Origin of the sequence: Streptomyces sp. NBC_00637 (assembly GCF_045161545.1) — a bacterium.
Taxonomy (GTDB): Bacteria; Actinomycetota; Actinomycetes; order Streptomycetales; family Streptomycetaceae; genus Streptomyces.
This window is the reverse complement of the sequence record NZ_CP109046.1, coordinates 6,351,840-6,378,113: the sequence shown is the minus strand read 5'-3', so window position 1 is coordinate 6,378,113 and position 26,274 is coordinate 6,351,840. Positions and strand designations below refer to the sequence as shown.

Here is a 26,274-nt window from a genome sequence, read left to right as displayed (position 1 = left end):
CTCATTGTGGTCTGCTCCGGCCGTCAGGGGTGCTGGCCGCTGACGGAGACGACCTCGCCCGTCATGTACGAGGAGTAGCCGGACGCCAGGAACACGATGACGTTGGCCACCTCCCAGGGTTCGGCGTGGCGGCCGAAGGCCTCCCGGGCGGTGAGTTCCTCCAGCAGTTCGGCCGAGGTCACCTTGACCAGGTGCGGGTGCATGGCGAGGCTCGGCGAGACGGCGTTGACGCGGACGCCGTACCCGGCCGCCTCGATCGCCGCGCACCGGGTCAGGGCCATGACGCCTGCCTTCGCGGCGGCGTAGTGCGCCTGTCCGGCCTGGGCGCGCCAGCCGACGACGGAGGCGTTGTTGACGACGACTCCCCCGCCGCTCTCCCGCATCAGCCGCAGGGCGGCCCGGGTGCACCGGAAGGTTCCGTTGAGTGTGACGTCCAGGACGCGTGACCACTGCTCGTCGCTCATGTCGACGAGTTCCGCGGTTCCGCCGAGGCCCGCGTTGTTGACGACGACGTCCAGCCGTCCGTGTTCCCGTACGGCGGTGTCGAACAGGGCCCGCACCTGGCTCTCGTCGGTGACGTCGCACGGGAGGGCCGCCACCGACGCCTCGCCGAACTCCGCGGCCAGTTCGGCCTGGTGGGCCTCGAGCCGGCGTGCGTGGGCGTCGCTGATGAGCACGCGCGCGCCCTCCTCCAGGAAGCGGCGCGCGGTCGCTCCGCCGATGCCCGTGCCGGCCGCCGCGGTGATCACGGCGCTGCGGCCGGCGAGCAGCGCGTGTCCGGGAACGTACGGCGGACCCTCGACGTTCTTCATGACGGCACGCTAACCTACCAAACACTTGTTAGGGAAGAACGCACGCGGCGGACGCCCGTCGGGAACGGATCGGGACGACCCGCACCAGACGCACCCGCATCCGTACCCGCAGGCCGCGCACCCGAGGAGGGACCGGTGGACCTCGCACACTCCCCCGCCGACGAGACGTTCCGCGCCGAGGCCCGGGCCTGGCTGCGCGCGCGGGTGCCGGCCGAGCCGCTGCCTTCCCTGGAGAGCGCCGAGGGCTTCGCCGCGCACCGCGCGTGGGAGGCCGAACTGGCCGCGGCCGGCTGGTCGGTGGTGAACTGGCCGACGCGCTACGGCGGGCGGGACTGCGGGCTGATGCGCTGGCTGGTCTTCGAGGAGGAGTACTACGCGGCGGGCGCCCCGGGCCGCGTCAACCAGAACGGGGTGAGCCTCCTCGCCCCCACCCTGCTCGATCACGGCACCGAGGAGCAGCGGGTCCGGGTCCTGCCCGCGATGGCCACCGGCGAGGTCGTCTGGGCGCAGGCCTGGTCGGAGCCCGAGGCCGGCTCGGACCTGGCGGCGCTGCGCGCCAGGGCGGTCCGGGTGACCGGCGGCTGGCGGCTGAGCGGCCAGAAGACCTGGTCCTCGCGTGCGGCCTTCGCCGACAGCGCCTTCGGCCTGTTCCGCACCGACCCCGACACCGCGCAGCCCCATCAGGGGCTCACCTACGTCATGTTCGACCTGCGGGCGCCCGGAGTCACCGTCCGCCCCATAGGCCGCCTCGACGGGAAGCCGGCGTTCGCCGAACTCTTCCTGGACGAGGTGTTCGTGCCGGACGAGGACGTGATCGGGGAGCCGGGCCAGGGCTGGCGGATCGCGATGTCGACTGCGGCCAACGAACGCGGGCTCACCCTGCGCTCCCCCGGCCGCTTCCTGGCCTCGGCCGACCGTCTGCACGCCCTCTGGGTGGACCGGGGCCGGCCACAGGCCACCGCGTCCCGCGTCGCCGACGCCCTGGCCGGGGCCCGCGCGTACCAGCTGTTCACCTACGCGGCAGCCTCCCGCTTCCTCGCCGGGGAGCGGCTCGGCCCGGAGTCGAGCCTGAACAAGATCTTCTGGTCGGAGTACGACATCGCGCTGCACGAGACGGCGCTGGATCTCCTCGGCGCGGACGCGGAGGTGGCCGATACGGAGTGGTCGCAGGGGTATGTCTTCTCCCTGGCGGGTCCGATCTACGCGGGCACGAACGAGATCCAGCGTGACATCGTCGCCGAGCGGCTGCTCGGCCTGCCGAGGGGACGCCGCCGATGACTTCGCCCCGTCCGGCTCCGCCGGCGATGCGTTTCCTTCTGGACACCGAACAGCGGGCGTTCGCCCGGTCGTTGGACGCGATGCTGGGCGCGGCCGGCACTCCGGACGTGATCCGCGACTGGAGCCGGGGCGAGCGGGCGGGCGGCCTCGCCCTGTGGTCGAGGATCGCCGGGGCCGGCGTGTTCGCCCTGGCGGTCCCAGAGGCGTACGAGGGGCTGGGGCCCCGGCCGGTGGATCTGGCCGTCGCCTTCGTGGAGCTCGGGCGGCACGCGGTGCCGGGCCCGCTGGTGGAGACGGTCGCCGCCGCGGCCCTGTTGAGCGGTCCGGGCCTGGCGGAGCGGTTCCTCCCCGCGCTGGCCGCGGGCGGGTCGCCGGCCACCGTGGCGCCCGAGGGCGGGTACGCCGTGGACGGTGACGCGGCGCCGCTACGGCTGGCGCTGGCCGCCGACGGCCTCCGGCTGGCCCCCGGTCACGGCCCCGTGCGTCCGTCCCTTGATCCGGCGCGTCGCCTCACCCGTCTGCTGCCGGGCGGTGAGCTGCTCACCTCCCGCCCGGCCGCGGACCGCGCCTTGTGCTGGGCCCGCCTGGCCACCGCCGCGCAGGCCCTCGGGGTGGGGCTGGCGCTGCTGGAGCGGACCGTGGCGTATGTCGGGCAGCGCGTCCAGTTCGGGGTCCCCGTGGGCTCGTTCCAGGCGGTCAAGCACCGGCTGGCGGACGCGAAGACCGCGTTGGAGTTCGCCCGCCCCCTGGTCCTGGGCGCCGCCGTGACCATGAGCCCGGCGGATGTGGCCGCCGCGAAGGTCGGCGCCTGCGAGGCGGCGTACACGACCGCGCGCACCGCGCTCCAGCTGCACGGCGCGATCGGCTACACGGCGGAGTACGACCTGTCGCTCTGGCTCACCAAGGCCCGCGCCCTGCGCTCGGCCTGGGGCACGCCGGACGACTGCCGGGCGGAGATCCTGCGCGGGCACGCGTAGCCTCAGCCGGTCACCCTGGCGACGAACGCGGCGAGGTTCGCCACGGTCCGCCCGATCTTCTCCTCCAGTGTGATCGTCTCGGGCAGCCGCGCCCCGACGCCCGCGTCCCGCTTGCCCCGCACATAGAGCGAGCAGGCGAGGTCGCTGCAGATGTAGGCCCCCACCGAGTTGCCCTGCTGGCCGGCTCTGCCCGCCTTCGGCGCGACCATCAGCGAGACACCGCCGGAGTGGGTGGTCAGGCACATCGTGCACATGCTGCGCCGTGCCTGCCACGAGCCGGAGGTGGACGAGCGCAGCGCGAGGGCCTTCGGCCGGCCGTCCAGCTCGACGGCGAGGTAGGCCCGGTCGGGTGCCTGGGGATCCCGCCAGCCGAGGTAGTCCAGGTCCTCCCAGGGCCGGTCGGCCAGGTCGCGGGGGACGGCGAGACGCTTGGCCTCGCCCTTGGTGCAGTTGACGAACGCGGCACGGATCTCTTGCTCGGTGAGCGGCTTCATATAACGCAGGCTAATTTGCCTAAAGCTTTTAGGCAAACGCATAATAGCTATCGGCCGAGTGGCCGCCGAGGGCACGGGGCAGACACCGGAGGACGAGCATGGGGCGTGTGGGGCTGAGCACGGATCGCCTGGTCCGGGCGGGCGCGGAGCTGGCCGACGAGGTCGGCTTCGACCGGGTGACCGTCTCGGCGCTCGCCCGGCGCTTCGACGTCAAGGTCGCGAGCCTGTACTCGCACGTGAGGAACTCCGACGACCTGAGAACCCGGATCGCCCTGCTCGCCCTGGAGGAACTCGCCGACCGGGGCGACCTCGCGCTGGCCGGCCGGGCCGGCAAGGACGCCCTGACCGCCCTCGCCGACGTCTACCGCGACTACGCCCGCGAACACCCCGGCCGCTACGCCGCCGCCCAGCTGCGACTGGACCCCGAGGCGGCGGCGGCCGGTGCCGGACCACGGCACGCCCGCATGACCCGGGCGATCCTGCGCGGCTACGACCTCACCGAGCCCGACCAGACCCACGCCGTCCGCCTGCTGGGCAGCGTCTTCCACGGCTACGTCACCCTGGAACTCGGCGGCGGATTCAGCCACAGCGCCCCCGACACCCAGGCGACCTGGACCCGGATCCTGGACGCCCTCGACACCCTGCTGCGCAACTGGCCGCCCGCCGGCTGACCCTACCGGCAGCCGGCGAACAGGTACGCGGGCAAGGGCTCGGGCACGCGGACGGCAGGGAGAACCGGTGTCAGTGCCCGGGCCCGCGGGTCAGTTCGCGATGCTCCTCCGGCGTCGGCTTCGGGATGTGGCTGTCCGCCCCGTACAGGGCACGCGCCAGGCGCGCCCGTACCCGCTGGGACACCCTGACCTGCCGCCGCACGCCGTTGTGGTCGACGAGCGGCCCGATCTCGTACGGCGGGTGCTGCTCGTGCTGGGTGAGGGTGAACAGCCGGGCCTGGTCCAGGGGTTCGTGGACCTCCACGTACTCGCCGTGCGGAAGGCGCTTGATGGTTCCCGTCTCCCGGCCGTGCAGCACCTTGTCCCGGTCCCGCAACTGCAGGCCCAGACAGATCCGCTTGGTGACCATGAAGGCGACGATCGGGGCGAGGAACACGGAGACCCGCACGAACCAGGTGATCGCGTTGATGGACAGATGCAGATGCGTGGCCACGATGTCGTTGCCGCCGCCGATCAGCAGCACCACGTACAGGGCCAGCCAGGCCACCCCTAGGCCGGTGCGCACGGGCGCGTTGCGCGGCCGGTCGAGGATGTGGTGCTCCCGTCGGTCACCGGTGATCCACGCCTCGATGAACGGGTAGACGCCGATGGCGAGCAGGATCAGCGGGAACAGCGTGAAGGGGATGAGGACGCCGGGCACCAGGGTGTGGCCCCAGGCGTTGATCTCCCATCCCGGCATCACCCGGATCAGCCCCTCGGAGAAGCCGAGGTACCAGTCCGGCTGCGCGCCCGTCGTCACCAGGTCCGGACGGTAGGGCCCGAACGCCCACACCGGGTTGATGCTCGCGATCCCGCCCATGACCGTCAGCACGCCGAACACCAGGAAGAAGAACCCGCCCGCCTTCGCCATGTAGACGGGCATGAAGGGCATGCCGACGACCGACTTCCCGTCGCGTCCGGGACCGGGGTACTGCGTGTGCTTGTGGAAGAAGACCAGGATGAGGTGGGCGACGACCAGCCCCAGCATGATCCCGGGCAGCAGCAGCACATGGATCGGGAAGAACCGGGCGATGATGTCGTGCCCCGGGAACTCCCCGCCGAAGAGGAAGAACGACACGTACGTCCCGATGATCGGGATGGACAGGATCGCGCCGTCGGCGAACCGGACGCCGGTGCCCGAGAGCAGGTCGTCGGGGAGCGAGTAGCCGGTCAGTCCGGTGAGGATGCCGAGGAACAACAGGGTCCAGCCGAACAGCCAGTTGACCTCGCGCGGCTTGCGGAACGCCCCGGTGAAGAACACCCGCATCATGTGCACCAGCATGCCGGTGACGAAGACCAGGGCCGACCAGTGGTGGATCTGCCGGATCAGCAGTCCACCGCGCACGTCGAAGCTGATGTCGAGCGTCGACTCGTACGCCCTCGTCATCGTGACCCCGTTGAGCGGGACGTACGAGCCGTCGTAGACGACCTCGGCGCTGCTCGGCTCGAAGAACAGCGTGAGGTAGACGCCGGTGAGGAGCAGGACCAGGAAGCTGTAGAGGCAGATCTCGCCCAGCATGAAGGACCAATGGTCCGGGAACACCTTGCGCAGGTTGGCCTTGGCCAGGGCATACACCCCCAGCCGCTCGTCGGCCCAGTCGGCGAGCCGCTCCCCCTTGCCGGACTCGCCGGGTCTCGAACTCCCGCCGCCCGCCGCGCCGTTCACCGATCGCGCGTCGTCACCCATACGTCGCCTCCCCGCCGGATCAACCCCAGGGTGACACGGCGGCCCGGCTGAGCCAACGGTGCGTACCGGCCGCGCTCGACGCCCGGACGGCCGGGGCCCGCGGGGCGTGCGGGACTTCACGGCGAGCGGCGGCGGCTCGACGGCGGCGCTCCGGGCCGCCGACGGGACACGGGGCCGGGGGCTACGGGGCCACCGTCACGCGCCGAGGCCGACGATCGCCGTCGGGCCGTGCGCGTGCACGAGCGCGTCCTCCCCGGTCAGCAGGAGGGCGTCGTGCCGGGCGAGCCACACCCCGTCGCCGACGGCGGTCCCGTCCTCGTCGAGGGCGACGATCAGGGCGTGGGCCGCCCGCAGGCCGATCCGGCCGCGTACGACCGCGACGGTCGGGGCCGAAGTGCCCCTGCGCCACATCACGTTGAGGTTCACGACGGGACCGTCCAGCAGCCGGCAGTCGGTGGGCTCGTCACCGGGGAGGTCCCGCGGCACGTGCCGTGTGTCGACGAGCCGCCGCCGTCCTCCCACGGTCAGGTCCATGCCCGCGCCCTCGACCAGCGTCAGCGTCCGTTCCACGTAGGGGAAGACGGAGAACGGGCCGCTCGCCGCGACCTCGGCGAGACTGACCCGCCAGGTGAAGGCGGCCATGCCCGCGCCCGCCGGGGAGCAGACGATCTCGCGGGTCACCCCGCCGCCGTTCTTCCAGGCGGTGGCCGTGCGCCCGGCGGCGGGCAGCAGGACGCTCACCGGAGGATCCCCCGCGCCCGGGCCGCCCCGAGCCAGGCCGGGAACTCGCCGACCAGCCGGTCGTACAGCTCCGCGTCGGACACCTTCCGCGGATCCGAACCGGCGTGGAAGAAACCGGCGTTGTCCACCGTCCGCTTCGCCGACACGGGCAGCTCGTCGAGCTTGCGCAGGAAGTCGAACTGCTTGCTGCCCCGGTCGCCGAAGCCGATGAACTGCCAGAACAGGGGCAGCTTCGACGCCTTGCACAGGTAGCGTTCGGCGGCGAGCTTGTTGATCGGGCCGCCGTCCGTCTGGAAGACGACCAGCGCGGGATCCGTCGACCCGCTGTCGAGGTAGTGGTCGATGACGGCGTCCATGGCGAGGTGGTAGCTGGTCTTGCCCATGTGCCCGAGCCCGGCCACGATCCGGTCCACCCGCCCCTGATGGTCGGCGAGGGCGATGTCGGTGACGGCGTCGACGTCGGTGGAGAAGAAGACGACCGGCACCCGGCCGTCGCCGTCGAGGTGCGCGGACAGGCCCAGCACCCGGTCGGCGAGCGCCTGCACACTGCCGTCCTGGTAATACGGCTTCATCGACCCCGAGTAGTCGACGACGAGGTAGACGGCGGCCCGCTGCCCGTCGAGACCGTGCGCGGCGAGGGAAGCCCCGGCGCTCTTGTAGAGGTTGACCAGCGCGGGTGCGGTCTCCTGGACCTTGGTGAGACTGATCGCGACCATGGCGCACAGCCTCCCACGCCCACCGGCCTTCGCCCTTTTGTTCGTTCACCTGCCAATGAGGATGAAATGACAAGGAACACGACATTCCCGCTCTAGGGTGTCCGGCATGAAACGTGCCGCCGCCCTGGTCTGCGCCGCCGTAGCGTCGACGGTGTACCTGTTCACCCCCGCCCCACTCGCGCAAACCGCCCGGCCGGCCATCGCCGTCCGGGCGTCCTTGCCGGGCCTCACCGCCCCGACCCAGAAGGAACTGGCCCAGAAGATCGTGGCCAGCGCGGAGAACGGGACCCTGGACTGGCGCACCGCGTACGGCTATGTCGAGGACATCGGCGACGGACAGGGCTACACGGCGGGCCTGATCGGCTTCTGCACCGGCACCCACGATCTGCTCACCCTCGTCGAGGGCTACACCCGCGACCACCCGTCCAACGCCCTCGCCCGCTACCTGCCCGCCCTGCGCCGGGTCGACGGCACCGCCTCGCACGCCGGTCTGGACCCCGACTTCCCGGCCGCCTGGCGGGCGGAGTCGAGGGTACCCGCCTTCCGGGCCGCGCAGGACGTCGAGCGCGACCGGGTCTACTTCGACCCGGCGGTCCGCCGGGGCCGGGTCGACGGCCTGGGCGCGCTGGGCCAGTTCATCTACTACGACGCCCTGGTCTTCCATGGCCCCGGCACCGGCCCGACCAGCTTCGACGGCATCCGGGCGCGTGCGATGCGGCAGGCCCGCACCCCCGTGCAGGGCGGCGGGGAGGCCGCCTACCTGAACGCCTTCCTGGACGCCCGCCGCCGGGCCATGCTGATCCGGCACCCCGGCGTCGACACCTCCCGCGTCGACACGACCCAGCGCCGGTTCCTGCGCGAAGGCAACCTCGGCCTGCGCCCGCCGCTGCGGTGGCAGGTGTACGGGGAGGCGTACCGGGTGCCGTGAGGGGTTGTGCGGACATGCGACGGCGCCTGCCCGGTCGTCCGGTCGGGGACTGTGGGGCAGGCGCCGTCTGTGTTCCGCACGCCTTTGTACGGGACGTTCTGGGGACCCTCGGGCCGTCAGACCAGCAGGGAGCGGTCCGTCGGGCGGATCGGGGCCGGCAGTTCGCTCGCGCCGGTCAGGAACCGGTCGACGCCGCGGGCGGCCGAGCGGCCCTCCGCGATCGCCCACACGATGAGGGACTGGCCGCGGCCGGCGTCACCGGCGACGTACACGCCCGGGACGTTGGTCTGGAAGTCGGCGTCGCGGGCGATGTTGCCGCGCTCGTCGAGCTCCAGACCGAACTGCTCCACCACGCCGTTCTCACGGTCGGTCCCGGTGAAGCCCATGGCGAGGGTGACCAGCTGGGCGGGGATCTTGCGCTCCGTGCCCGGCTTCGGGGTCAGCCTGCCCTCGACGAACTCGACCTCGCTGAGGTGCAGCCACTGGACGTTGCCGTCCTCGTCGCCCTCGAAGTGGGTGGTGGAGACGGAGTAGACCCGCTCGCCGCCCTCCTCGTGCGCGGACGTGACCTTGTAGAGCATCGGGAAGGTCGGCCACGGCTGGGAGACCGCGTCCCGCTCCTCGCCCGGGCGGGGCATGATCTCCAGCTGGGTGACCGAGGCCGCGCCCTGGCGGTGGGCGGTGCCCACGCAGTCGGCGCCGGTGTCGCCGCCGCCGATGACCACGACGTGCTTGCCCGCGGCCGAGATCGGGGGCGCCACGAAGTCGCCCTCCTGGACCTTGTTGGCCAGCGGCAGGTACTCCATCGCCTGGTAGACGCCCTTGAGCTCACGGCCGGGGACCGGAAGATCCCGGGCGGTCGTGGCGCCGGCGGCGATGACGATGGCGTCGTAGCGCTTCTTCAGGTCGGTCGCCTTGAGGTCGCGGCCGATCTCGATCCCGGTGCGGAAGCGGGTGCCCTCCGCGCGCATCTGCTCGATGCGGCGGTTGATGTGCCGCTTCTCCATCTTGAACTCGGGGATGCCGTACCGCAGGAGGCCGCCGATGCGGTCGGCGCGCTCGTAGACGGCGACGGTGTGGCCGGCCCGGGTGAGCTGCTGGGCGGCGGCCAGGCCCGCCGGGCCCGAGCCGATGACCGCGACGGTCTTGCCCGACAGGCGCTCGGGCGCCTGCGGGGCGACGTCACCGGTCTCCCACGCCTTGTCGATGATCGAGACCTCGACGTTCTTGATGGTGACGGCCGGCTGGTTGATGCCCAGCACACACGCCGACTCGCACGGAGCGGGGCACAGGCGGCCCGTGAACTCCGGGAAGTTGTTCGTGGCGTGCAGGCGCTCGGAGGCCGCCGTCCAGTCCTCGCGGTAGGCGAAGTCGTTCCACTCGGGGATCAGGTTCCCCAGCGGACAGCCGTTGTGGCAGAACGGGATGCCGCAGTCCATGCACCGGCCGGCCTGCTTGCCGATGATCGGCAGCAGCGAACCGGGAACGTAGACCTCGTTCCAGTCCTTCAGACGCACGTCGACGGGACGGGACTTGGCGACCTCACGGCCGTGGTTCAGAAAGCCCTTCGGGTCAGCCATTGGTCGCCGCCTCCATCATCTTCTCGGTGATCTCGGACTCGGAGAGTCCCGCCTGCTCGGCGGCGTCCTTGGCGGCGAGCACTGCCTTGTACGTGCTGGGGATGATCTTGCTGAAGCGCTCCGCGGCGGCGTCCCAGTCGACGAGCAGCTTCGCGGCGACCGTCGAACCGGTCTCCTCGGCGTGGCGGCGCACCACGTCGTGCAGCCACTGCTTGTCGGCCTCGTCCGGCACCTCGACGGCGCCGAGGTTGCCGGAGTTGACGTTGTCGCGGTTCAGGTCGATCACGTAGGCGACGCCGCCCGACATGCCGGCCGCGAAGTTGCGGCCGGTCTCGCCGAGGACCACCGCGTGACCGCCGGTCATGTACTCGCAGCCGTGGTCGCCCACGCCCTCGGAGACGACCGTCGCGCCGGAGTTGCGGACGCAGAACCGCTCACCGGTACGGCCGCGCAGGAACAACTCGCCGCCGGTCGCGCCGTAGGCGATGGTGTTGCCAGCGATCGTCGAGTACTCGGCGAGGTGGTCGGCGCCGCGGTCCGGGCGGACGACGATCCGGCCGCCGGAGAGGCCCTTGCCGACGTAGTCGTTGGCGTCGCCCTCCAGGCGCAGCGTGACACCGCGCGGGAGGAAGGCGCCGAAGGACTGGCCGGCGGAGCCGGTGAAGGTGATGTCGATGGTGTCCTCGGGCAGGCCCGCGCCACCGAACTTCTTCGTCACCTCGTGGCCGAGCATGGTGCCGACCGTGCGGTTGATGTTGCGGATGGCGACCTGGGCGCGCACCGGCTGGGCGTCGGTCGCGGAGTCCGCGGCCAGGGCGTCGGCGGCGAGCTTGATCAGCTCGTTGTCGAGCGCCTTCTCCAGGCCGTGGTCCTGCGAGATGACCTGGTGCAGCGCCGCGCCCTCGGGCAGGGCGGGCACGTGGAACAGCGGGGCCAGGTTCAGGCCCTGGGCCTTCCAGTGGTCGACGGCACGCTCGACGTCGAGGACCTCGGCGTGGCCGACGGCCTCCTCGATGGTGCGGAAGCCCAGCTCGGCGAGGATCTCGCGGACCTCCTCGGCGATGAACTTGAAGAAGTTCACCACGTACTCCGCCTTGCCGGCGAAGCGGTCGCGGAGCACCGGGTTCTGGGTGGCGATGCCGACCGGGCAGGTGTCCAGGTGGCAGACGCGCATCATGACGCAGCCGGAGACGACGAGCGGCGCGGTCGCGAAACCGAACTCCTCGGCGCCGAGCAGCGCGGCGATGACCACGTCACGGCCGGTCTTCAGCTGGCCGTCGGTCTGCACGACGATGCGGTCGCGCAGGCCGTTGAGCAGCAGCGTCTGCTGGGTCTCGGCGAGGCCGAGCTCCCAGGGGCCGCCCGCGTGCTTCAGCGAGGTGAGCGGGGAGGCGCCCGTTCCGCCGTCGTGGCCGGAGATGAGCACGACATCCGCGTGTGCCTTGGACACACCGGCCGCGACCGTGCCGACACCGACCTCGGAGACCAGCTTCACGTGGATCCGCGCCTGCGGGTTCGCGTTCTTCAGGTCGTGGATCAGCTGGGCGAGGTCCTCGATGGAGTAGATGTCGTGGTGCGGCGGCGGGGAGATCAGACCGACACCGGGGGTGCTGTGCCGGGTCTTGGCCACCCACGGGTAGACCTTGTGGCCGGGCAGCTGGCCGCCCTCGCCGGGCTTGGCGCCCTGGGCCATCTTGATCTGGATGTCGTCCGCGTTCACCAGGTACTCGGAGGTGACGCCGAAGCGTCCGGAGGCGACCTGCTTGATCGCCGAGCGGCGCGCCGGGTCGTACAGCCGGTCCGCGTCCTCGCCGCCCTCACCGGTGTTGGACTTGCCGCCCAACTGGTTCATGGCGATGGCGAGGGTCTCGTGCGCCTCCTTGGAGATGGAGCCGTACGACATGGCGCCGGTGGAGAAGCGCTTGACGATCTCGTCGACGGACTCGACCTCGTCGAGGGGGATCGACTCGCGGTCCGACGTGAAGCCGAACAGGCCGCGCAGCGTCATGAGGCGCTCGGACTGCTCGTTCACGCGGTCCGTGTACTTCTTGAAGATGTCGTAGCGGGCCGTGCGCGTCGAGTGCTGGAGGCGGAAGACCGTCTCCGGGTCGAACAGGTGGGGCTCGCCCTCGCGGCGCCACTGGTACTCGCCGCCTATCTCCAGGGCGCGGTGGGCCGGCGCGATGCCGCTGGCCGGGTACGCCTTGGCGTGGCGGGCGGCGACCTCCTTGGCGATGACGTCGATGCCGACGCCGCCGATCTTGGTGGCGGTGCCCTTGAAGTACTTCTCGACGAAGGCGTCGTCGAGACCGACGGCCTCGAAGACCTGGGCGCCGCGGTAGGAGGCGACGGTGGAGATGCCCATCTTGGACATGACCTTCAGGACGCCCTTGCCCAGCGCGTAGATCAGGTTGCGGATCGCCTGCTCGGGCTCGAGGCCGTTGATGAAGGTGCCCGCGCGCAGCAGGTCCTCGACGGACTCCATCGCCAGGTACGGGTTGACGGCGGCGGCGCCGAAGCCGATCAGCAGGGCGACGTGGTGGACCTCGCGGACGTCGCCGGCCTCGACGAGGAGGCCGACCTCGGTGCGCTGCTTGGTGCGGATGAGGTGGTGGTGGACGGCCGCGGTGAGCAGCAGCGACGGGATCGGGGCGTGCTCGGCGTCCGAGTGGCGGTCCGACAGGACGATGAGGCGGGCGCCGTTGTCGATGGCGGCGTCGGCCTCGGCGCAGATCTCCTCGATGCGCGCGGCGAGCGCGTCACCGCCGCCGTGCACCCGGTACAGACCGGAGAGCGTCGCGGCCTTGAAGCCGGGCATGTCGCCGTCGGCGTTGATGTGGATGAGCTTGGCCAGCTCGTCGTTGTCGATGACCGGGAACGGCAGGGTGACCGTCCGGCACGACGCGGCGCTCGGCTCGAGCAGGTTGCCCTGCGGGCCCAGCGAGGAGCGCAGCGAGGTGACGAGCTCCTCGCGGATGGCGTCCAGCGGCGGGTTGGTGACCTGCGCGAACAGCTGGGTGAAGTAGTCGAAGAGCAGCCGCGGGCGCGCGGAGAGCGCGGCGATCGGCGAGTCCGTGCCCATGGAGCCGAGCGGTTCGCCGGCGGTCTTGGCCATCGGCGCGAGGATGACGCGCAGCTCTTCCTCGGTGTAGCCGAAGGTCTGCTGGCGGCGGGTGACCGAGGCGTGGGTGTGCACGATGTGCTCGCGCTCGGGCAGGTCGACCAGCTCGATCTCGCCGGCCTCGAGCCACTCGGCGTAGGGCTTCTCGGCGGCGAGCTGCCCCTTGATCTCGTCGTCCTCGATGATGCGGTGCTCGGCGGTGTCGACGAGGAACATCCGGCCCGGCTGGAGGCGGCCCTTGCGGACGACCTTGGCGGGGTCGATGTCGAGGACGCCGACCTCGGAGCCGAGGACGACGAGGCCGTCGTCGGTGACCCAGTAGCGGCCGGGGCGCAGACCGTTGCGGTCGAGCACGGCGCCGACCTGGGTGCCGTCGGTGAAGGTGACGCAGGCCGGGCCGTCCCAGGGCTCCATCATCGTGGAGTGGAACTCGTAGAAGGCGCGCCGGGCGGGGTCCATGGAGTCGTGGTTCTCCCACGCCTCCGGGATCATCATCAGCACGGAGTGCGGGAGCGAGCGGCCGCCGAGGTGGAGCAGCTCGAGCACCTCGTCGAAGGACGCCGAGTCGGAGGCGTCCGGCGTACACACCGGGAAGATCCGCTCGATGGACTTCTCGTCCTGCCCGAAGAGGTCCGAGACGAGCTGCGACTCGCGGGCGCGCATCCAGTTGCGGTTGCCCTTGACGGTGTTGATCTCACCGTTGTGCGCGACGAAGCGGTACGGGTGCGCGAGCGGCCACGAGGGGAAGGTGTTCGTGGAGAAGCGCGAGTGGACGAGCGACACGGCCGAGGCGAAGCGGCGGTCGGACAGGTCCGGGAAGAAGGGCTCGAGCTGGCCGGTGGTCAGCATGCCCTTGTAGACGATGGTCCGCGCGGACAGCGAGGGGAAGTAGACGCCGGCCTCGCGCTCGGCGCGCTTGCGCAGCACGAACGCCTTGCGGTCGAGGTCGATGCCCGTGCTGGCGTGGTCCGTGACGAAGATCTGGCGGAAGGCCGGCATCGTCGAGCGGGCGGTGGCGCCGAGCAGTCCGGGGGCGACCGGGACCTCGCGCCAGCCGAGGACGGTGAGGCCCTCGTCGGCGGCGATCGTGTCGATCCGTGAGACGGCGTCCTGGGTGCCGTCCTCGGGGAGGAAGGCGATACCGACGGCGTAGCCGCCGGCCTCGGGGAGCCCCAGTCCGGCCACCTCGCGGAAGAAGGCGTCCGGGACCTGGGTCAGGATGCCCGCGCCGTCGCCGGAGTCCGGCTCGGAGCCGGTGGCGCCGCGGTGTTCGAGGTTGCGCAGAACGGTGAGCGCCTGCTCGACCAGCGTGTGGCTCGCCTCGCCGGTGAGGTTGGCCACGAAGCCGACGCCACAGGCGTCGTGCTCGTTGCGGGGGTCGTACATACCCTGCGCAGCAGGGCGAGCATCCATGAAGGACCAGTTCTGGCCATTCCCGGAATGCTGGGACGGCTGGCGCGGCGTACGCATCGGCTCTCCCGTCGTCGTCTCAAGTGGCATATCTGCTGGCGAAGGGACGACGTTGGCCCTCTGCGTAACGCAAAATTTCGTGCAGGTTACATGATGGAGCGGTTCTCGGGAACCGGATACTCCGTTCCAGCATGCGGACGCCACGGAGTCGCGAGGGGGGTGTCGCGTACGTGGCTGGAAGTATGTAAGGGGGGCCGAACGGGACGTGATCGATCAGATCGGCGTCCGCCGGCCCGGAAGGCGAGGGGAGCGGCTTCGTTCACCTCGCGAGTGCGCCGGAGGCGTCATTGCCCACAGCGCTTACGGCTCATGCCCGCTGGTCGAGCACTCGAAACCAGTCGGTAACGGCTACTTATGCGGCCCAACGCATAAGTACCATCCGCTCTATCCTACGGCCGTTCCGAACCAGCTGCCCAGGGCGTACGTCACACCGGCGGCCGCCCCACCGAGGGCGAGCTGCCGCAGTCCGCTGTACCACCAGCTGCGCGCGGTCACCCGGGCCACCACGGCCCCGCAGCCGAACAGCCCGAACAGCGCGAGCAGCACGGCCGGCCAGAGGGTGGCGGCCCCCAGGAGATAAGGGAGTACGGGCAGCAGGGCGCCCAGTGCGAAGGCGCCGAAGCTCGACACGGCGGCGATCAGCGGCGAGGGCAGGTCGGAGGGGTCGATGCCCAGTTCCTCACGGGCGTGGATCTCCAGGGCCTGCTCGGGGTCGCGCGACAGCTGCTCGGCGACCTGCCGTGCCAGCTCGGGCTCGACACCCCGGGCCTCGTACAGCGCGGCGAGCTCGGCCTCCTCGTCCTGCGGGTGCTTCCTCAACTCCCGGCGCTCTACGTCGAGTTCGGCCTCGACGAGCTCGCGCTGCGAGGCGACGGAGGTGTACTCGCCCGCGGCCATGGAGAAGGCGCCCGCGGCGAGACCGGCGAGACCGGTGATGACGACGGTCTGGTGACCCACCGAACCGCCTGCGACACCGGTCATCAGGGCGAGGTTGGAGACCAGGCCGTCCATCGCGCCGAAGACCGCGGGGCGCAGCCAGCCGCCGTTGACATCGCGGTGGGTGTGGTTGTCGCGATGCGCCTCGTGCAGTGCGGCTTCGGTTTCGATGATGGCCACGGAATCCCCCTGGGTGGTGCGATCGACGGGTGGTGCGAACGGCGGGTGTTGCGAATGGCGTTCCGGTGGGCTCCGGCGGGAGCCCGGCAGCGCCCCAGGTAAGCTGAGGCGAAGCTAAGTCTGGACTGGGTCCACTTTTCGACAACACCGAAGATACGCCGGGACATTCCCGCCCGCCAGCAAGGAAAGGCTGCGCTAACCTGCGGTTTTACCCTCGAATGCTCATACGATCGCTGGGCTGCACAGATGTCGACCGGGTGACATGGGAGCCTTCGAGGCTGAGGTCAACCGCCGACGGTGGGACACATCCGCAAAGTGCTCCGCGCCCCGTGCGGAGCCCCTTGAGGAGAGGCCGCGTATGGCATCGACCGCCTGCATCCCCTCGGTCCCGGCGCCGGGGGACGCCGCCGCACTCCGTGAACGCGCCCGCGGCGCCTTGCTCGGCCTGGCCGTGGGTGACGCCCTGGGAGCCCCCGCGGAGAACTTGAAGCCCTCCGAGATCCGCGCCCGCTGGGGCCGTATCACCGGGTACGTCGCCGACCGGCCGGCCGGCACCGACGACACCGAATACGCGATCTTCTCGGGCCTGCTGCTGGCCCGCCACGGCTCCGCGCTCACCCCCGCCCACGTCGAGGCGGCCTGGCACCAGTGGATCGCCGACCTCGACGAGGGCCCCTTCCGCGGCGCGGGCTTCAGCGAACGCGGCACCCTGGAGAACCTCCGCCGAGGCCTGGCGGCACCGATCTCGGCGCAGCACCGGCACGCCTGGAGCGACGGCCTGGCGATGCGCGCGGCCCCCTTCGGCGTGTTCGCCGCGGGCCGCCCCGCGGAAGCGGCCCGCCTGGTCGCCATCGACGGCGCGGTCAGCCACGACGGCGAGGGCATCTACGGCGGCCAGGCCGTCGCGGCGGGAGTGGCGGCGGCGATGGCGGGGGCACCGGCGATCTCGGTGGTCGCCTCCGCCCTGGCCGTGATCCCCGAGGACTCCTGGACGGCACGATCCCTGCGCCGGGCGGTGGCGGTCGCCCACCGGGGCGAACGCGCGGTCCGCTCCGCCGTCGTCATCGGCGGCTACCCCTGGACCGACCTCGCCCCCGAGGCCGTCGCCCTCGCCTTCGGCGCCTACGCGGCCGCCGACGGCGACTTCCGCGAGGCCGTCCTCACGGCCGTGAACATGGGCCGCGACGCGGACACGACGGCCGCGGTGGCGGGCGCCCTGGCCGGCGCGACGCAGGGCGTGTCGGCCATCCCCGCGGAATGGGCGGCGGCGATCGGCCCGGCACGGGGCAGCTGCCTGCCGTCCATGGCGGGCCACCACGTGCTGGACGTGGCCGAGTTGCTGATGCCCGGCGAGGGCGGCAAGTGGGGCGAGGGCATGGTCCTGGACGAACTCGTACCGAACCTGATGCGCCTCGGCCGCTTCACCCCACCGGACCCGGCCGCCTTCACCCTGGCGGCGAACGACGGCACGGAGGCAGCCTCATGAGACCCCCCGCCCCGTGGGACGAGGGACCTGGCGGCTCGGAATCCACGGGCTCCCCCACAACCACCGCACCACCCCCGGCAAAGCCACCCGCACCGGCGCCCGCACCGACCACCACACCGCTCACGGCGAAGCCGCACGGTCCCGCGGCCGCCGGCCGCGAGGACATCCGGCAGGGGCCGCCCGCACCCGACCCCGACGACGAAAGCCGCGCGGGTGGTGCGGGTGGGAACCACAAGGCCGAAGGCGAAGCCGAGGCGCTCGAAGCCGCCCGCGCGCGGGGCGCGCACCGCGTCGAAGGCCTCCTGCTCGGCCTGGCCGCGGGCGACGCCGCCGGCTGGCCCGCCGCCCGTCACCGAGCCGCCCGCATGCCGGAGTGGACCCGCCGCCTGACCCGCGAACTCGACACGTTCGCCGAACACAACGCGACGACCACCCTCCCCGTCCCCATCGCCCTCAACCAACCCCCCGAACCCCTCCGCCTCGGCCCCTCCGACGATGCCGAGTGGGCGGCCTTCGCGGCCGAGGCGGTCCTGCGGGCCGGGGACGACGCCGCCCTCGGCGACCTCGGCCGAGAACGCCGGATGCGGGCCGCCATCGACCTCACCTGGAACGCCGTCGCCTGCGAGGTCGCGGCGGCCGCCGACCGCGCACCCGAGATCGAGTCCGCAGTCCTCCCCCTGCGGGCCCGGATCTCCGTGCGCGCCGGCCTCGGCAACCTCGCAGCGGGGCTGCGGCCGCCCGCCACCGGCCACGACAACCCCCACTACTTCGACGACGCGGCCTGCGTGCGCGCCTGCGTCCTGGCCGTGGCGCACCCCGGCGATCCCCGACTCGCCGCCGAACTCGCCGAGTTCGACGCCCGCTACACACAGGACGGCGACGGCGTGCACGGCGCACGCGCGATGGCCGCGGCCGTCTCGCTGGCCCTGGTCGGCGCGGACCCCGACGCCTGTGTGACGGCGGCGCTCGCCGAACTCCCCGAGCACACCGAGATCGGCCGCAACGCCCGCCACGCCCTGGAACTGGCCCGTGCCGCCGACAGCGCCTTCGCGCTCGTCCCCCTCCTGGAGCACCAGATCGTCGACCACGTCTACAGCTACGGCATCGCGGCGGCGGAAACGGTCCCGGTGGCCCTGGCCCTGGTGACTGCGTCCGGCGGCCGAATCGCCGAAGCGGTACCGGCGGCGGCCTGCCTCTCCCGGGTCGCGGACTCGGCCCCGGCCCTGGCGGGCGCGCTGACCGGCGCGTTGGGCGGCGGCACGGCGATCCCCGTCTCCTGGCGGGACAGCTGCCGCGTCCTCTCCGGCTGCGTACTGCCCCGGCTCACCGGCACCGACCTGGTGGAACTCGCCGGACTCCTGGAAGCCGCACAACCGGCCCCTCCAGGAGGATGATTCGGGGCATGACGCCCAAAGCACAAGAAAGCAGCAGCGGCAGCGACGGCGGAGGCGGCAGCCGCGAAGACGGAGGCGGCGGCGGAGGTGGCGGAACCCTGGAAGACCGGATCACCGCCGCGCTCGTCGGGGCCGCCGTCGGCGACGCGCTCGGCGGCCCCGTCGAGGGCTACTCCCCCGAGCAGATCCTCCAGCGCCACGGCAGCCGGGTGCACGGCGTCGTCGGTCCCTGGAACGGCGACGACTGGCGCACCGCCCGTCCCATCGCCCCGTACCACAAGGGCGACGGCCACGTCACCGACGACACCTTGATGACCCACGCGCTGATCAGGGTCTACGCCACGGTCCGCGATCACCTGGACGCCTACGCGGTCGCCGACCACCTGGTCCCGGACCTGCTGACGACCCCCCGCTGGATCCCGGAGCTGGAGGCGGAGGCACTCCCCCTCCAGCGGATCTTCCTGGCGGAGAAATGGCTGGTGGCGAGGCTCCACTACGGTCATGTGGACCCGCGCGAGGCAGGCGTCGGCAACATCGTCAACTGCGGCGCGGCGATGTACATGGCCCCGGTGGGCCTGGTCAACGCGGCCAACCCGGCGGGCGCGTACGCCGAGGCGCTGGACATCGCCGGCGCCCACCAGTCGTCCTACGGCCGTGAGGCGGCGGGGGTCTTCGCGGCGGCGGTGGCGGCCGCCTGCACGCCGGGCGCGACGGCGGACTCCGTCGTCGCGGCCTGTCTGGCCCTGGCGCAGGACGGGACCCGCACGGCGATCGAGAAGGTCTGCGAAGCGGCGGCCCGGTACGGCGACTTCGAGTCCGCGCTGGTCCCGCTCCGGGAGGCGGTGACGCCGTACGACACCGTCGGCCCCGACTACCGCCGCCCGTCCCTGGCCGCCCGCCGCCCCTCCCGCCTGCACGCCATCGAGGAACTCCCCGTCGCCCTGGGCATGTTGGTGGTGGCCGACGGCGACTACCGGCAGGCGGTGCTGGGCGCGGTCAACTACGGCCGTGACTGCGATTCGATCGCGACGATGGCGGGAGCGGTGGCCGGCGCCCTGGGCTCGCCGGTCCCCGACGAGTGGTCGAAGCAGGTCGCCGAGGCCAGCCGCCTCGACCTCTGGCAGCCGGCGGCGACGCTCACCGAGGTCACCCGGGAGATCTTCGACCGCGACGTCCACCACCGCCGCGCGCACGAGCGGGCGTTCTCCGCGATCGGAGGCCCGCGATGCTCCGACTGACCTGGGTCCAGCCCGAGGACCTACTCGGCCACGAACTGCGCCAGGCGGCGCAGGACGGCCGGGAGCCGCGGGCGATCGCCGCACGCTGGAAAAAGGCCGGAGGCTGCGAGGCCCCGGCCCGGGCGGGCGCCTCTCCCCAGCGCGCCTCGCGGTATCTGCGCCTTCTCGCGGACGACCTCCTGGACGAACTGGCCGACCTGCCCAGCCGGTTGACGGAGCACGAGCCGACCGCACTGGAGAAGATCAGGGCCCTGTGCCCGCAGTGGCCGAGCCGTCGGGCCGACGCGCACGCGCAGACCCCCACCCCGGCGGGGCTGGAAGCGGCCTGGCTGGGCCGGGCCGTCGGCTGTCTCCTGGGCAAACCGGTGGAGAAGCTCCCCCTGGAAGCCGTCCGCGAACTCGCCCGGTCCACCGGCAACTGGCCGCTCTGCGGCTACTTCACCGCCCGAGGGGTGCCCGGTTCCCTCCTCGAAGCGCATCCGTGGAACCGCCGCTCGGCGGCCACCTCCCTCGCCGAGAACATCGACGGCATGCCCGAGGACGACGACCTCAACTACCCGCTCCTCAACCTCCTCCTGCTCCAGCGTCACGGCAGGGACTTCACCACCACGGACGTGGCCCGGCTCTGGCTCGACGAACTCCCCGCGGGCCGCACCTTCACCGCCGAACGCCTCGCCCTGCGCAACCTCCTCTGCGGCATCGAGCCCCCGCTCACCGCCCGCCACCGCAACCCCTTCCGCGAGTGGATCGGCGCCCTCATCCGCGCCGACGTGCACGGCTGGACCAACCCCGGGGACCCGGCCGCGGCGGCCGAGCAGGCCCACCGCGACGCCACCCTCACGCACACCGCCAACGGGGTCTACGCGGCCATGTTCACGGCGGCCACCATCGCCGCGGCCGCGACCGGCACCCATGACGTCCATGCCTGTCTGCGCACCGGCCTGAGCGTCGTCCCGCCCCGCTCACGGCTCGCGCAGGCCGTCACCCACGCCGTCCGGCTCGCCGGGGAGCACCCCGACTTCGACACCGTGGTGGACGAACTCCACGCCGCGCACACGGCGTACCACTGGGTGCACGCCGTCCCCAACACCGCCCTGATCGCCGCCGCCCTCACCCACGCGGACGGCGACTTCACCGGCTCCGTGGGCCGTGCCGTGTCCGGCGGCCTGGACACCGATTCGGCCGGCGCGACGGCCGGCGGGATCGCCGCCCTGCTCACCGGCGACCCGGCCGCGCTGCCCGACCACTGGACGGCGCCGCTCAAGAACCGTCTCGCCACCTCCGTCGCCGACCTCAACGGCGTCGGCTTCGACGCCCTGGCCCACCTCACCTGGTCCCTCATCCCCCGGGAGGCTTCCCAGCCATGACCGACATCCTCGTGCTCGGCAGCACGAACATGGACCTCGTCGCCTACGTCGAGAAGCCCCCGCAGCGCGGGGAGACCGTGACGGGACGGGAGTTCCGTACGATCCCCGGCGGCAAGGGCGCCAACCAGGCGGTCGCTGCCGCCCGCGCGGGCGCCACCGTCTCGATGATCGGCGCCGTGGGCAACGACGCCTTCGGCACCCGGCTGCGCTCCACCCTGGAGCACTCCGGTGTGAACACCGACCACCTGCGCACCGTCGAGGGCCCCTCCGGCACCGCGCACATCGTCGTGGACGACGAGGGCGGCAACGCGATCGTCGTCGTCCCCGGCGCGAACGGCACCGTCGACCACCTCGTCCCGGGCGACGAGGTCCTCGTCTCCTCCGCCGACGCGCTCCTGCTCCAGCTCGAGGTCCCCCTCGCCGCGGTGGTCGCGGGCGCCCGGGCGGCCCGCGCCCACGGCGTCCGGACCGTCCTCACCCCGGCCCCGGCCCAGCCGCTGCCGCCCGAACTCCTCACGGTGACCGACCTGTTGGTCCCCAACGAGCACGAGGCGGCCACGCTCACCGGCCGCACCGACCCGCGCGAGGCGGCCACCGCCCTGCTGGACAGCGTGCCGGAGGTGGTCATCACCCTCGGCGCGTCGGGCAGTCTGTACGCCACCCGGGGAGCACAGCCGGTGACCGTGCCCGCCCCGCGCGTCACCGCCGTGGACTCGACCGGCGCGGGCGACACCTTCGTCGGCGCCCTCGCGGTCGCGCTCGGCGAGGGGCGGCCTGTACGGGAGGCGCTGGCGTGGGCGTCCGCGGCGGCGGCCCTGTCGGTCCAACGGCCGGGCGCCTCCGCCTCGATGCCCTATCGCTCCGAGATCGACGCGCAGTACGCCTCATGACCGAGAAGACCACCCCCCTGCACGGTGTCCGGGTCCTCGACCTGGCCACCCTCTTCGCCGGCCCCCTCGCCGCCACCATGCTCGGCGACTTCGGGGCCGAGGTCATCAAGGTCGAGCACCCCACCCGGCCGGATCCCTCCCGCGGCCACGGCCCGTCGAAGGACGGCGTGGGCCTGTGGTGGAAGATCCTCGGCCGCAACAAGCGCACCATCACCCTCGACCTGTCCAGGCCCGGCGGCCGCGCCACGCTGCTGCGCCTCGCCGCCACCGCCGACGTGATCATCGAGAACTTCCGCCCCGGCACCCTCGAGAAGTGGGACCTCGGCTGGGACGAACTGTCGGCGGCCAACCCCCGCCTGGTCCTCGCCCGGGTCACCGCCTTCGGCCAGTTCGGCCCCTACGCACACCGCCCCGGCTTCGGCACCCTCGCCGAGGCGATGAGCGGGTTCGCGGCGATCACCGGCGAACCGGACGCCTCTCCGACCCTCCCGCCCTTCGGCCTGGCCGACTCGATCGCGGGCCTGGCCACCGCCTACGCCGTGATGACGGCCCTCGCCGCCCGCGACCGCACCGGCGAGGGACAGGTCGTCGACATGGCGATCATCGAACCCATCCTGACCGTCCTCGGCCCCCAGCCGCTCTGGTACGACCAGCTGGGATACGTCCAGGCCCGCACCGGCAACCGGTCCGCCAACAACGCCCCGCGCAACACCTACCGCACGGCCGACGGGAACTGGGTCGCCGTCTCCACGTCGGCCCAGTCGATCGCGGAGCGCGTGATGCGCCTGGTCGGCCGCGCCGACCTGATCGACGAGCCCTGGTTCGCGACCGGCGCCGACCGGGCCGCCCATGCCGACCTGCTCGACGAGGCGGTCGGCAGCTGGATCGCCGCCCGCAGCCGCACCGACGTCCTCGCCGCGTTCGAGAAGGCGGAGGCGGCGATCGCCCCGATCCAGGACGTACGCGACGTGATGGCCGACCCCCAGTACCAGGCGCTCGACACGGTCACCGCGGTCGAGGACCCGGAGCTGGGCCGGATCCGCATGCAGAACGTCCTTTTCCGGCTCTCCTCGACCCCCGGCGCGATCCGCTGGGCCGGCCGCCCGCACGGCGCCGACACGGAGGAGGTCCTGACCGAACTGGGCCTGACCACGGCCGAGCTCGCGTCGCTCCGCGAGGCGGGCGCCCTATGAAAACCCCTCTGACCTGGCTCTACGTCCCCGGCGACCGCCCGCAGACCGTGTCCAAGGCCCTCGCCTGCGGCGCCGACATCGTCATCGTCGACCTGGAGGACGCGGTCGCCCCCGACCGCAAGGAGTACGCCCGTACGGCCACCGCCGAACGTCTCCGCGACCCGCAGCCGGTCCCGGTCCACGTCCGGGTGAACGCCCTGGACAGCCCCTACGCCGCGGCCGACCTCCGCACGATGGCCGCCCTCCCCGGGGTCTCCGCCCTGCGCCTGCCGAAAGTGACGTCCCCCCACCAGATCACCCGAGTCGCCGAGACCGTGGCGCCCGCGGACCGTGGAGCCACCCCCCTCCACGCCATGCTGGAGACAGCCCTCGGCATCGAACACGCCTACGCCATCGCCTGCGCCCACCCCTCGCTGCGCGGCATCGCCATCGGCGAGGCGGACCTGCGAGCCGACCTGGGCGTCCGCCACGACGCGGGCCTCGACTGGTCCCGCGCCCGGGTCGTGGTCGCCGCCCGCGCCGCGGGTCTGGCACCCCCACCCCAGTCGGTGCACCCCGACATCCGCGACCTGGAGGGCCTGGCCACCAGCTGCGCCCACGGCCGCACCCTCGGCTTCCTGGGCCGCGCCGCCATCCATCCCCGCCAGCTCCCGATCATCGAACGGGCCTACCTGCCCACCCAGCACGAGCTGGAGGAAGCCGAGACGATCGTGAAGGCGGCGGCCACCGAACAGGGCGCCCAGGCCCTGCCGGACGGCCGCTTCGTCGACGCGGCCGTGGTGGCGATGGCACAACGCACCCTGTCCCTGGCGGCCCGGGGGGACTGACCCTCCCCGTCGCACGCAGACGGCGAGGGCGCCCGGGAGATCCCGGGCGCCCTCGCCGTCGTACGACCAACCGGCCGTCAGCTCTTCTTGCCGGCCGACTCGGCCCCGTCCTTGACCTCGGCCTCGACCTCGGCGTCGTCCTGAGCCGTCACCGCGGCGGGCTTGTCCGCCTCACCGTTCGCCCCGGCACCGGCCTCGGTGTCCGTGGAGGCGTCGACATCGGCGGAGGCCTCGGCGTCGGCGTCGGGCTTGGCCTTGGTGTCCGCGCCGCTCCGCGCCTCGGCGCCGGGCCCGGCCTTCCCCGCCTTCGCTTCGCCGTCACCCGCGGCGTCGGTCTCGGCGTCGACGCCGGACCCGGCCTTGTCCGTGGCCTTCTCCGCCGTCTTGGTCTTGCCCGCTGCCGTGGCCTTGTCCGCAGTCTTTGTCTTGCCCGCTGCCGTGGCCTTGGCCGCAGTCTTTGTCTTGCCCGCTGCCGTGGCCTTGGCCTCGGCGTCGGCCGCGTCCTTCGACGTGCTCTCGCCGTCGGTTTCCGTCCCACCGCCGGAGGCATCCGCACCCGCGCCCGGCTCGACCACCGCTTCGCGGCCCGGCCGCTTCTTCGCCGAGATCACGATGTAGGTCACCGCGAGCAGGAACACGACCAGCGCGGTCCAGTCGTTCAGCCGCAGGCCCAGGATGTGGTGGGCGTCGTCGACCCGCATGTACTCGATCCACGCGCGGCCCACGCAGTAGGCGGCGACGTACAGCGCGAAAGCCCGCCCATGCCCCAGCTTGAAGCGACGGTCGGCCCAGATGACGAGAAGGGCCACGCCGACGCACCACAGCGACTCGTACAGGAACGTCGGGTGGTAGTAGCCGGGCACCCGGCCGTCCGCCGAGGACGTGATGTGCAGCGCCCAGGGGAGGTCGGTCTGCTTGCCGTACAGCTCCTGGTTGAACCAGTTGCCCCAGCGGCCGATCGCCTGGGCGAGGGCGATGCCCGGCGCGATGGCGTCGGCGTACGCGGGAAGGGCGATGCCCCGGCGGCGGCAGCCGATCCACGCGCCCACCGCGCCGAGCGCGATCGCGCCCCAGATTCCGAGGCCGCCTTCCCAGACCTTGAAGGCGTCCACCCAGTCACGGCCCTCGCTGAAGTACAGCTCGTAGTCCGTGATCACGTGGTAGAGCCGGCCGCCGACCAGGCCGAAGGGCACCGCCCAGACGGAGATGTCGGCCACCGTGCCGGCCTGCCCGCCGCGGGCGACCCAGCGCCTGTTGCCGAGCCAGACCGCGACGAAGACGCCGATGATGATGCAGAACGCGTAGCCGCGCAGGGGAACGGGGCCGAGATACAGCACCCCGTGCGACGGGCTGGGAATGTAGGCAAGTTCCATGGCAGGGTCGACGCTACCGTGCCGGACCGGGCCGACGGCGGGCAGCCCGGCTACGGCTCCATAACGGGCAGGTGTGCAGGGGCCTCACCCCTGGTCACCCTTTGTCGGCCTCCTCCACCATCTGCTTCAGCTTCGCCGGCGTCATCGACTGGTCCGCGTAGATGTTCTTGCCGTTGAACAGCACGGTCGGAGTGCCGCCGAAGTGGCCGTTCTGGAAGGCCTGGTTGGACTTCTCGACCCAGCTGTTGTGCGTGCCGTCCTCGACACAGGTACGGAACGCGGGCATGTCGAGGCCGTCGACCTTGGCCGCGAGCCCGATGAGCTTGCTGTTCTCGGCGAAGGCGTCGTCGGTCTCCTCCGGCTGGTTCTCGTACAGCACGTCGTGGTACGCGGGGAACTTCCCGGCGTCCTGCGCGCACGCCGCCGCGTTGGCCGCGTTACGGGAGCCGCTGCCGCCCATGTTGCCGTCGATGAGCGTGGCCAGGTGGTACTCGACCCTGAGCTTCCCGGCGTCGGTCAGCTCGTGGATGGTGGGGCGGTACGCCGTCTCGAAGGCCTTGCAGGCCGGGCAGCGGAAGTCCTCCCACACGGTGAGCGTGGACTTCGCGCCGTCCTTGCCGACGGGGATCGCCAGCGCGTCCTCGCCCTGCGCGCCCGAGGGCGCCACGACCGGGCCCGCCTTGTCGCTGCTGTCGTCCTTGCCGGAGTTCGCCGCGACGACCCCGATCACCGCCGCCAGCCCCAGGACGCAGACGACGCTCGACGCGACGATCAGCGTCCGCCGTCGCCGCTCCGCGGCCTTCTGCTTCTCTCGCTCGTCCGCCAGCCGCTCCCTGGCAGTGCGCTTTCCCGCACGATTCTTCTCGCTCACACCCC

Annotated in this window: 20 protein-coding genes and 1 pseudogene; 11 read left to right on the top strand and 10 right to left on the bottom strand. The window is 72.3% G+C overall.

Going from position 1 to position 26,274, the window contains the following annotated elements:
• Positions 1-23: 23 nt before the first annotated feature.
• A complete protein-coding gene (locus OG440_RS27945) occupies positions 24-812 on the bottom strand; it encodes an SDR family oxidoreductase (RefSeq protein WP_406009540.1) in 789 nt (262 codons plus the stop codon).
• Between the two features lie 135 nt (positions 813-947).
• Between OG440_RS27945 and OG440_RS27940 the strand changes: the two genes are divergently transcribed.
• Together OG440_RS27940 and OG440_RS27935 are read left to right on the top strand one after the other, a co-directional pair.
• Complete coding sequence (locus tag OG440_RS27940; RefSeq protein WP_406009539.1) at positions 948-2,090, top strand: acyl-CoA dehydrogenase family protein; 1,143 nt, start codon at positions 948-950, stop codon at positions 2,088-2,090.
• Positions 2,091-2,116: 26 nt separating this feature from the next.
• Positions 2,117-3,067, top strand: coding sequence for an acyl-CoA dehydrogenase family protein (locus OG440_RS27935; RefSeq protein ID WP_406011472.1), 951 nt, complete (start codon positions 2,117-2,119; stop codon positions 3,065-3,067).
• Positions 3,068-3,069: 2 nt separating this feature from the next.
• On the opposite strand, the gene OG440_RS27930 is transcribed toward OG440_RS27935, so the two are convergent.
• Positions 3,070-3,561 carry an FBP domain-containing protein gene (locus OG440_RS27930; RefSeq protein ID WP_389053287.1) on the bottom strand — a complete coding sequence of 164 codons (492 nt, stop codon included), beginning with the start codon at positions 3,559-3,561 and terminating at the stop codon, positions 3,070-3,072.
• A gap of 98 nt (positions 3,562-3,659) precedes the next feature.
• Between OG440_RS27930 and OG440_RS27925 the strand changes: the two genes are divergently transcribed.
• A complete protein-coding gene (locus OG440_RS27925; protein ID WP_406009538.1) occupies positions 3,660-4,232 on the top strand; it encodes a TetR/AcrR family transcriptional regulator in 573 nt (190 codons plus the stop codon).
• A gap of 70 nt (positions 4,233-4,302) precedes the next feature.
• Here the strand turns inward: OG440_RS27925 and OG440_RS27920 are convergent, their stop codons facing one another.
• The 3 genes from OG440_RS27920 to OG440_RS27910 form a co-directional block, all read right to left on the bottom strand.
• Complete coding sequence (locus OG440_RS27920; RefSeq protein WP_406009537.1) at positions 4,303-5,958, bottom strand: cytochrome bc complex cytochrome b subunit; 1,656 nt, start codon at positions 5,956-5,958, stop codon at positions 4,303-4,305.
• A gap of 195 nt (positions 5,959-6,153) precedes the next feature.
• Positions 6,154-6,699: a HutD family protein gene (locus tag OG440_RS27915; protein WP_406009536.1), complete on the bottom strand. Its 546-nt coding sequence runs from the start codon at positions 6,697-6,699 to the stop codon at positions 6,154-6,156.
• Positions 6,696-7,415, bottom strand: coding sequence for a vWA domain-containing protein (locus tag OG440_RS27910; protein ID WP_406009535.1), 720 nt, complete (start codon positions 7,413-7,415; stop codon positions 6,696-6,698). Before OG440_RS27910 ends, OG440_RS27915 begins: the two co-directional genes overlap by 4 nt.
• Before the next feature lie 106 nt (positions 7,416-7,521).
• On the opposite strand from OG440_RS27910, the gene OG440_RS27905 reads away from it, so the two are divergent.
• Positions 7,522-8,343 (top strand): chitosanase, encoded by an 822-nt coding sequence (locus OG440_RS27905; protein WP_406009534.1) that lies wholly within the window; start codon positions 7,522-7,524, stop codon positions 8,341-8,343.
• A 116-nt stretch (positions 8,344-8,459) separates the two neighbouring features.
• Here the strand turns inward: OG440_RS27905 and OG440_RS27900 are convergent, their stop codons facing one another.
• The 3 genes from OG440_RS27900 to OG440_RS27890 form a co-directional block, all read right to left on the bottom strand.
• Positions 8,460-9,923 (bottom strand): glutamate synthase subunit beta, encoded by a 1,464-nt coding sequence (locus OG440_RS27900; RefSeq protein ID WP_406009533.1) that lies wholly within the window; start codon positions 9,921-9,923, stop codon positions 8,460-8,462.
• On the bottom strand, positions 9,916-14,514 hold the full coding sequence (gltB, locus tag OG440_RS27895; RefSeq protein ID WP_406009532.1) for a glutamate synthase large subunit: 4,599 nt from the start codon (positions 14,512-14,514) through the stop codon (positions 9,916-9,918). Before gltB ends, OG440_RS27900 begins: the two co-directional genes overlap by 8 nt.
• Before the next feature lie 384 nt (positions 14,515-14,898).
• Positions 14,899-15,630 carry a VIT1/CCC1 transporter family protein gene (locus OG440_RS27890; RefSeq protein ID WP_406009531.1) on the bottom strand — a complete coding sequence of 244 codons (732 nt, stop codon included), beginning with the start codon at positions 15,628-15,630 and terminating at the stop codon, positions 14,899-14,901.
• Positions 15,631-15,988: 358 nt separating this feature from the next.
• On the opposite strand from OG440_RS27890, the gene OG440_RS27885 reads away from it, so the two are divergent.
• From OG440_RS27885 to OG440_RS27855, 7 genes are read left to right on the top strand one after another with little or no spacing between them, the layout of a single operon-like run.
• Positions 15,989-17,116 (top strand): ADP-ribosylglycohydrolase family protein, encoded by a 1,128-nt coding sequence (locus OG440_RS27885; RefSeq protein WP_406009530.1) that lies wholly within the window; start codon positions 15,989-15,991, stop codon positions 17,114-17,116.
• On the top strand, positions 17,113-18,510 hold the full coding sequence (locus OG440_RS27880; protein WP_406009529.1) for an ADP-ribosylglycohydrolase family protein: 1,398 nt from the start codon (positions 17,113-17,115) through the stop codon (positions 18,508-18,510). The genes OG440_RS27885 and OG440_RS27880 overlap by 4 nt, the downstream gene beginning before the upstream one ends.
• Before the next feature lie 8 nt (positions 18,511-18,518).
• Positions 18,519-19,748 (top strand): ADP-ribosylglycohydrolase family protein, encoded by a 1,230-nt coding sequence (locus tag OG440_RS27875; protein ID WP_406009528.1) that lies wholly within the window; start codon positions 18,519-18,521, stop codon positions 19,746-19,748.
• Entirely contained in the window at positions 19,736-21,115 is a 1,380-nt protein-coding gene (locus tag OG440_RS27870) for an ADP-ribosylglycohydrolase family protein (RefSeq protein WP_406009527.1), read from the top strand. The genes OG440_RS27875 and OG440_RS27870 overlap by 13 nt, the downstream gene beginning before the upstream one ends.
• Entirely contained in the window at positions 21,112-22,005 is an 894-nt protein-coding gene (rbsK, locus tag OG440_RS27865) for a ribokinase (protein WP_406009526.1), read from the top strand. Before OG440_RS27870 ends, rbsK begins: the two co-directional genes overlap by 4 nt.
• Positions 22,002-23,198: a CaiB/BaiF CoA transferase family protein gene (locus tag OG440_RS27860; RefSeq protein ID WP_406009525.1), complete on the top strand. Its 1,197-nt coding sequence runs from the start codon at positions 22,002-22,004 to the stop codon at positions 23,196-23,198. The genes rbsK and OG440_RS27860 overlap by 4 nt, the downstream gene beginning before the upstream one ends.
• Positions 23,195-24,025 carry an HpcH/HpaI aldolase/citrate lyase family protein gene (locus OG440_RS27855; RefSeq protein ID WP_406009524.1) on the top strand — a complete coding sequence of 277 codons (831 nt, stop codon included), beginning with the start codon at positions 23,195-23,197 and terminating at the stop codon, positions 24,023-24,025. Before OG440_RS27860 ends, OG440_RS27855 begins: the two co-directional genes overlap by 4 nt.
• A gap of 347 nt (positions 24,026-24,372) precedes the next feature.
• Here OG440_RS27855 and lgt read toward each other — a convergent pair.
• Together lgt and OG440_RS27845 are read right to left on the bottom strand one after the other, a co-directional pair.
• A pseudogene (gene lgt, locus OG440_RS27850) lies at positions 24,373-25,398 on the bottom strand (prolipoprotein diacylglyceryl transferase); the annotation flags it as partial.
• A 94-nt stretch (positions 25,399-25,492) separates the two neighbouring features.
• Positions 25,493-26,269, bottom strand: coding sequence for a thioredoxin domain-containing protein (locus tag OG440_RS27845; RefSeq protein ID WP_406009523.1), 777 nt, complete (start codon positions 26,267-26,269; stop codon positions 25,493-25,495).
• Between the last annotated feature and the right edge of the window lie 5 nt (positions 26,270-26,274).

Excerpts from the sequence above, each read along its gene's own strand:
- OG440_RS27860 (WP_406009525.1), top strand. The coding sequence starts at position 22,002 with ATGACCGAGAAGACCACCCCCCTGCACGGTGTCCGGGTCCTCGACCTG.
- OG440_RS27925 (WP_406009538.1), top strand. The coding sequence starts at position 3,660 with ATGGGGCGTGTGGGGCTGAGCACGGATCGCCTGGTCCGGGCGGGCGCG.
- OG440_RS27910 (WP_406009535.1), bottom strand. The coding sequence starts at position 7,415 with ATGGTCGCGATCAGTCTCACCAAGGTCCAGGAGACCGCACCCGCGCTG.
- OG440_RS27880 (WP_406009529.1), top strand. The coding sequence starts at position 17,113 with ATGAGACCCCCCGCCCCGTGGGACGAGGGACCTGGCGGCTCGGAATCC.
- OG440_RS27935 (WP_406011472.1), top strand. The coding sequence starts at position 2,117 with ATGCGTTTCCTTCTGGACACCGAACAGCGGGCGTTCGCCCGGTCGTTG.
- OG440_RS27885 (WP_406009530.1), top strand. The coding sequence starts at position 15,989 with ATGGCATCGACCGCCTGCATCCCCTCGGTCCCGGCGCCGGGGGACGCC.
- rbsK (WP_406009526.1), top strand. The coding sequence starts at position 21,112 with ATGACCGACATCCTCGTGCTCGGCAGCACGAACATGGACCTCGTCGCC.
- OG440_RS27920 (WP_406009537.1), bottom strand. The coding sequence starts at position 5,958 with ATGGGTGACGACGCGCGATCGGTGAACGGCGCGGCGGGCGGCGGGAGT.
- OG440_RS27930 (WP_389053287.1), bottom strand. The coding sequence starts at position 3,561 with ATGAAGCCGCTCACCGAGCAAGAGATCCGTGCCGCGTTCGTCAACTGC.
- OG440_RS27945 (WP_406009540.1), bottom strand. The coding sequence starts at position 812 with ATGAAGAACGTCGAGGGTCCGCCGTACGTTCCCGGACACGCGCTGCTC.
- OG440_RS27905 (WP_406009534.1), top strand. The coding sequence starts at position 7,522 with ATGAAACGTGCCGCCGCCCTGGTCTGCGCCGCCGTAGCGTCGACGGTG.
- OG440_RS27855 (WP_406009524.1), top strand. The coding sequence starts at position 23,195 with ATGAAAACCCCTCTGACCTGGCTCTACGTCCCCGGCGACCGCCCGCAG.
- OG440_RS27870 (WP_406009527.1), top strand. The coding sequence starts at position 19,736 with ATGCTCCGACTGACCTGGGTCCAGCCCGAGGACCTACTCGGCCACGAA.
- OG440_RS27900 (WP_406009533.1), bottom strand. The coding sequence starts at position 9,923 with ATGGCTGACCCGAAGGGCTTTCTGAACCACGGCCGTGAGGTCGCCAAG.
- OG440_RS27875 (WP_406009528.1), top strand. The coding sequence starts at position 18,519 with ATGACGCCCAAAGCACAAGAAAGCAGCAGCGGCAGCGACGGCGGAGGC.
- gltB (WP_406009532.1), bottom strand. The coding sequence starts at position 14,514 with ATGCGTACGCCGCGCCAGCCGTCCCAGCATTCCGGGAATGGCCAGAAC.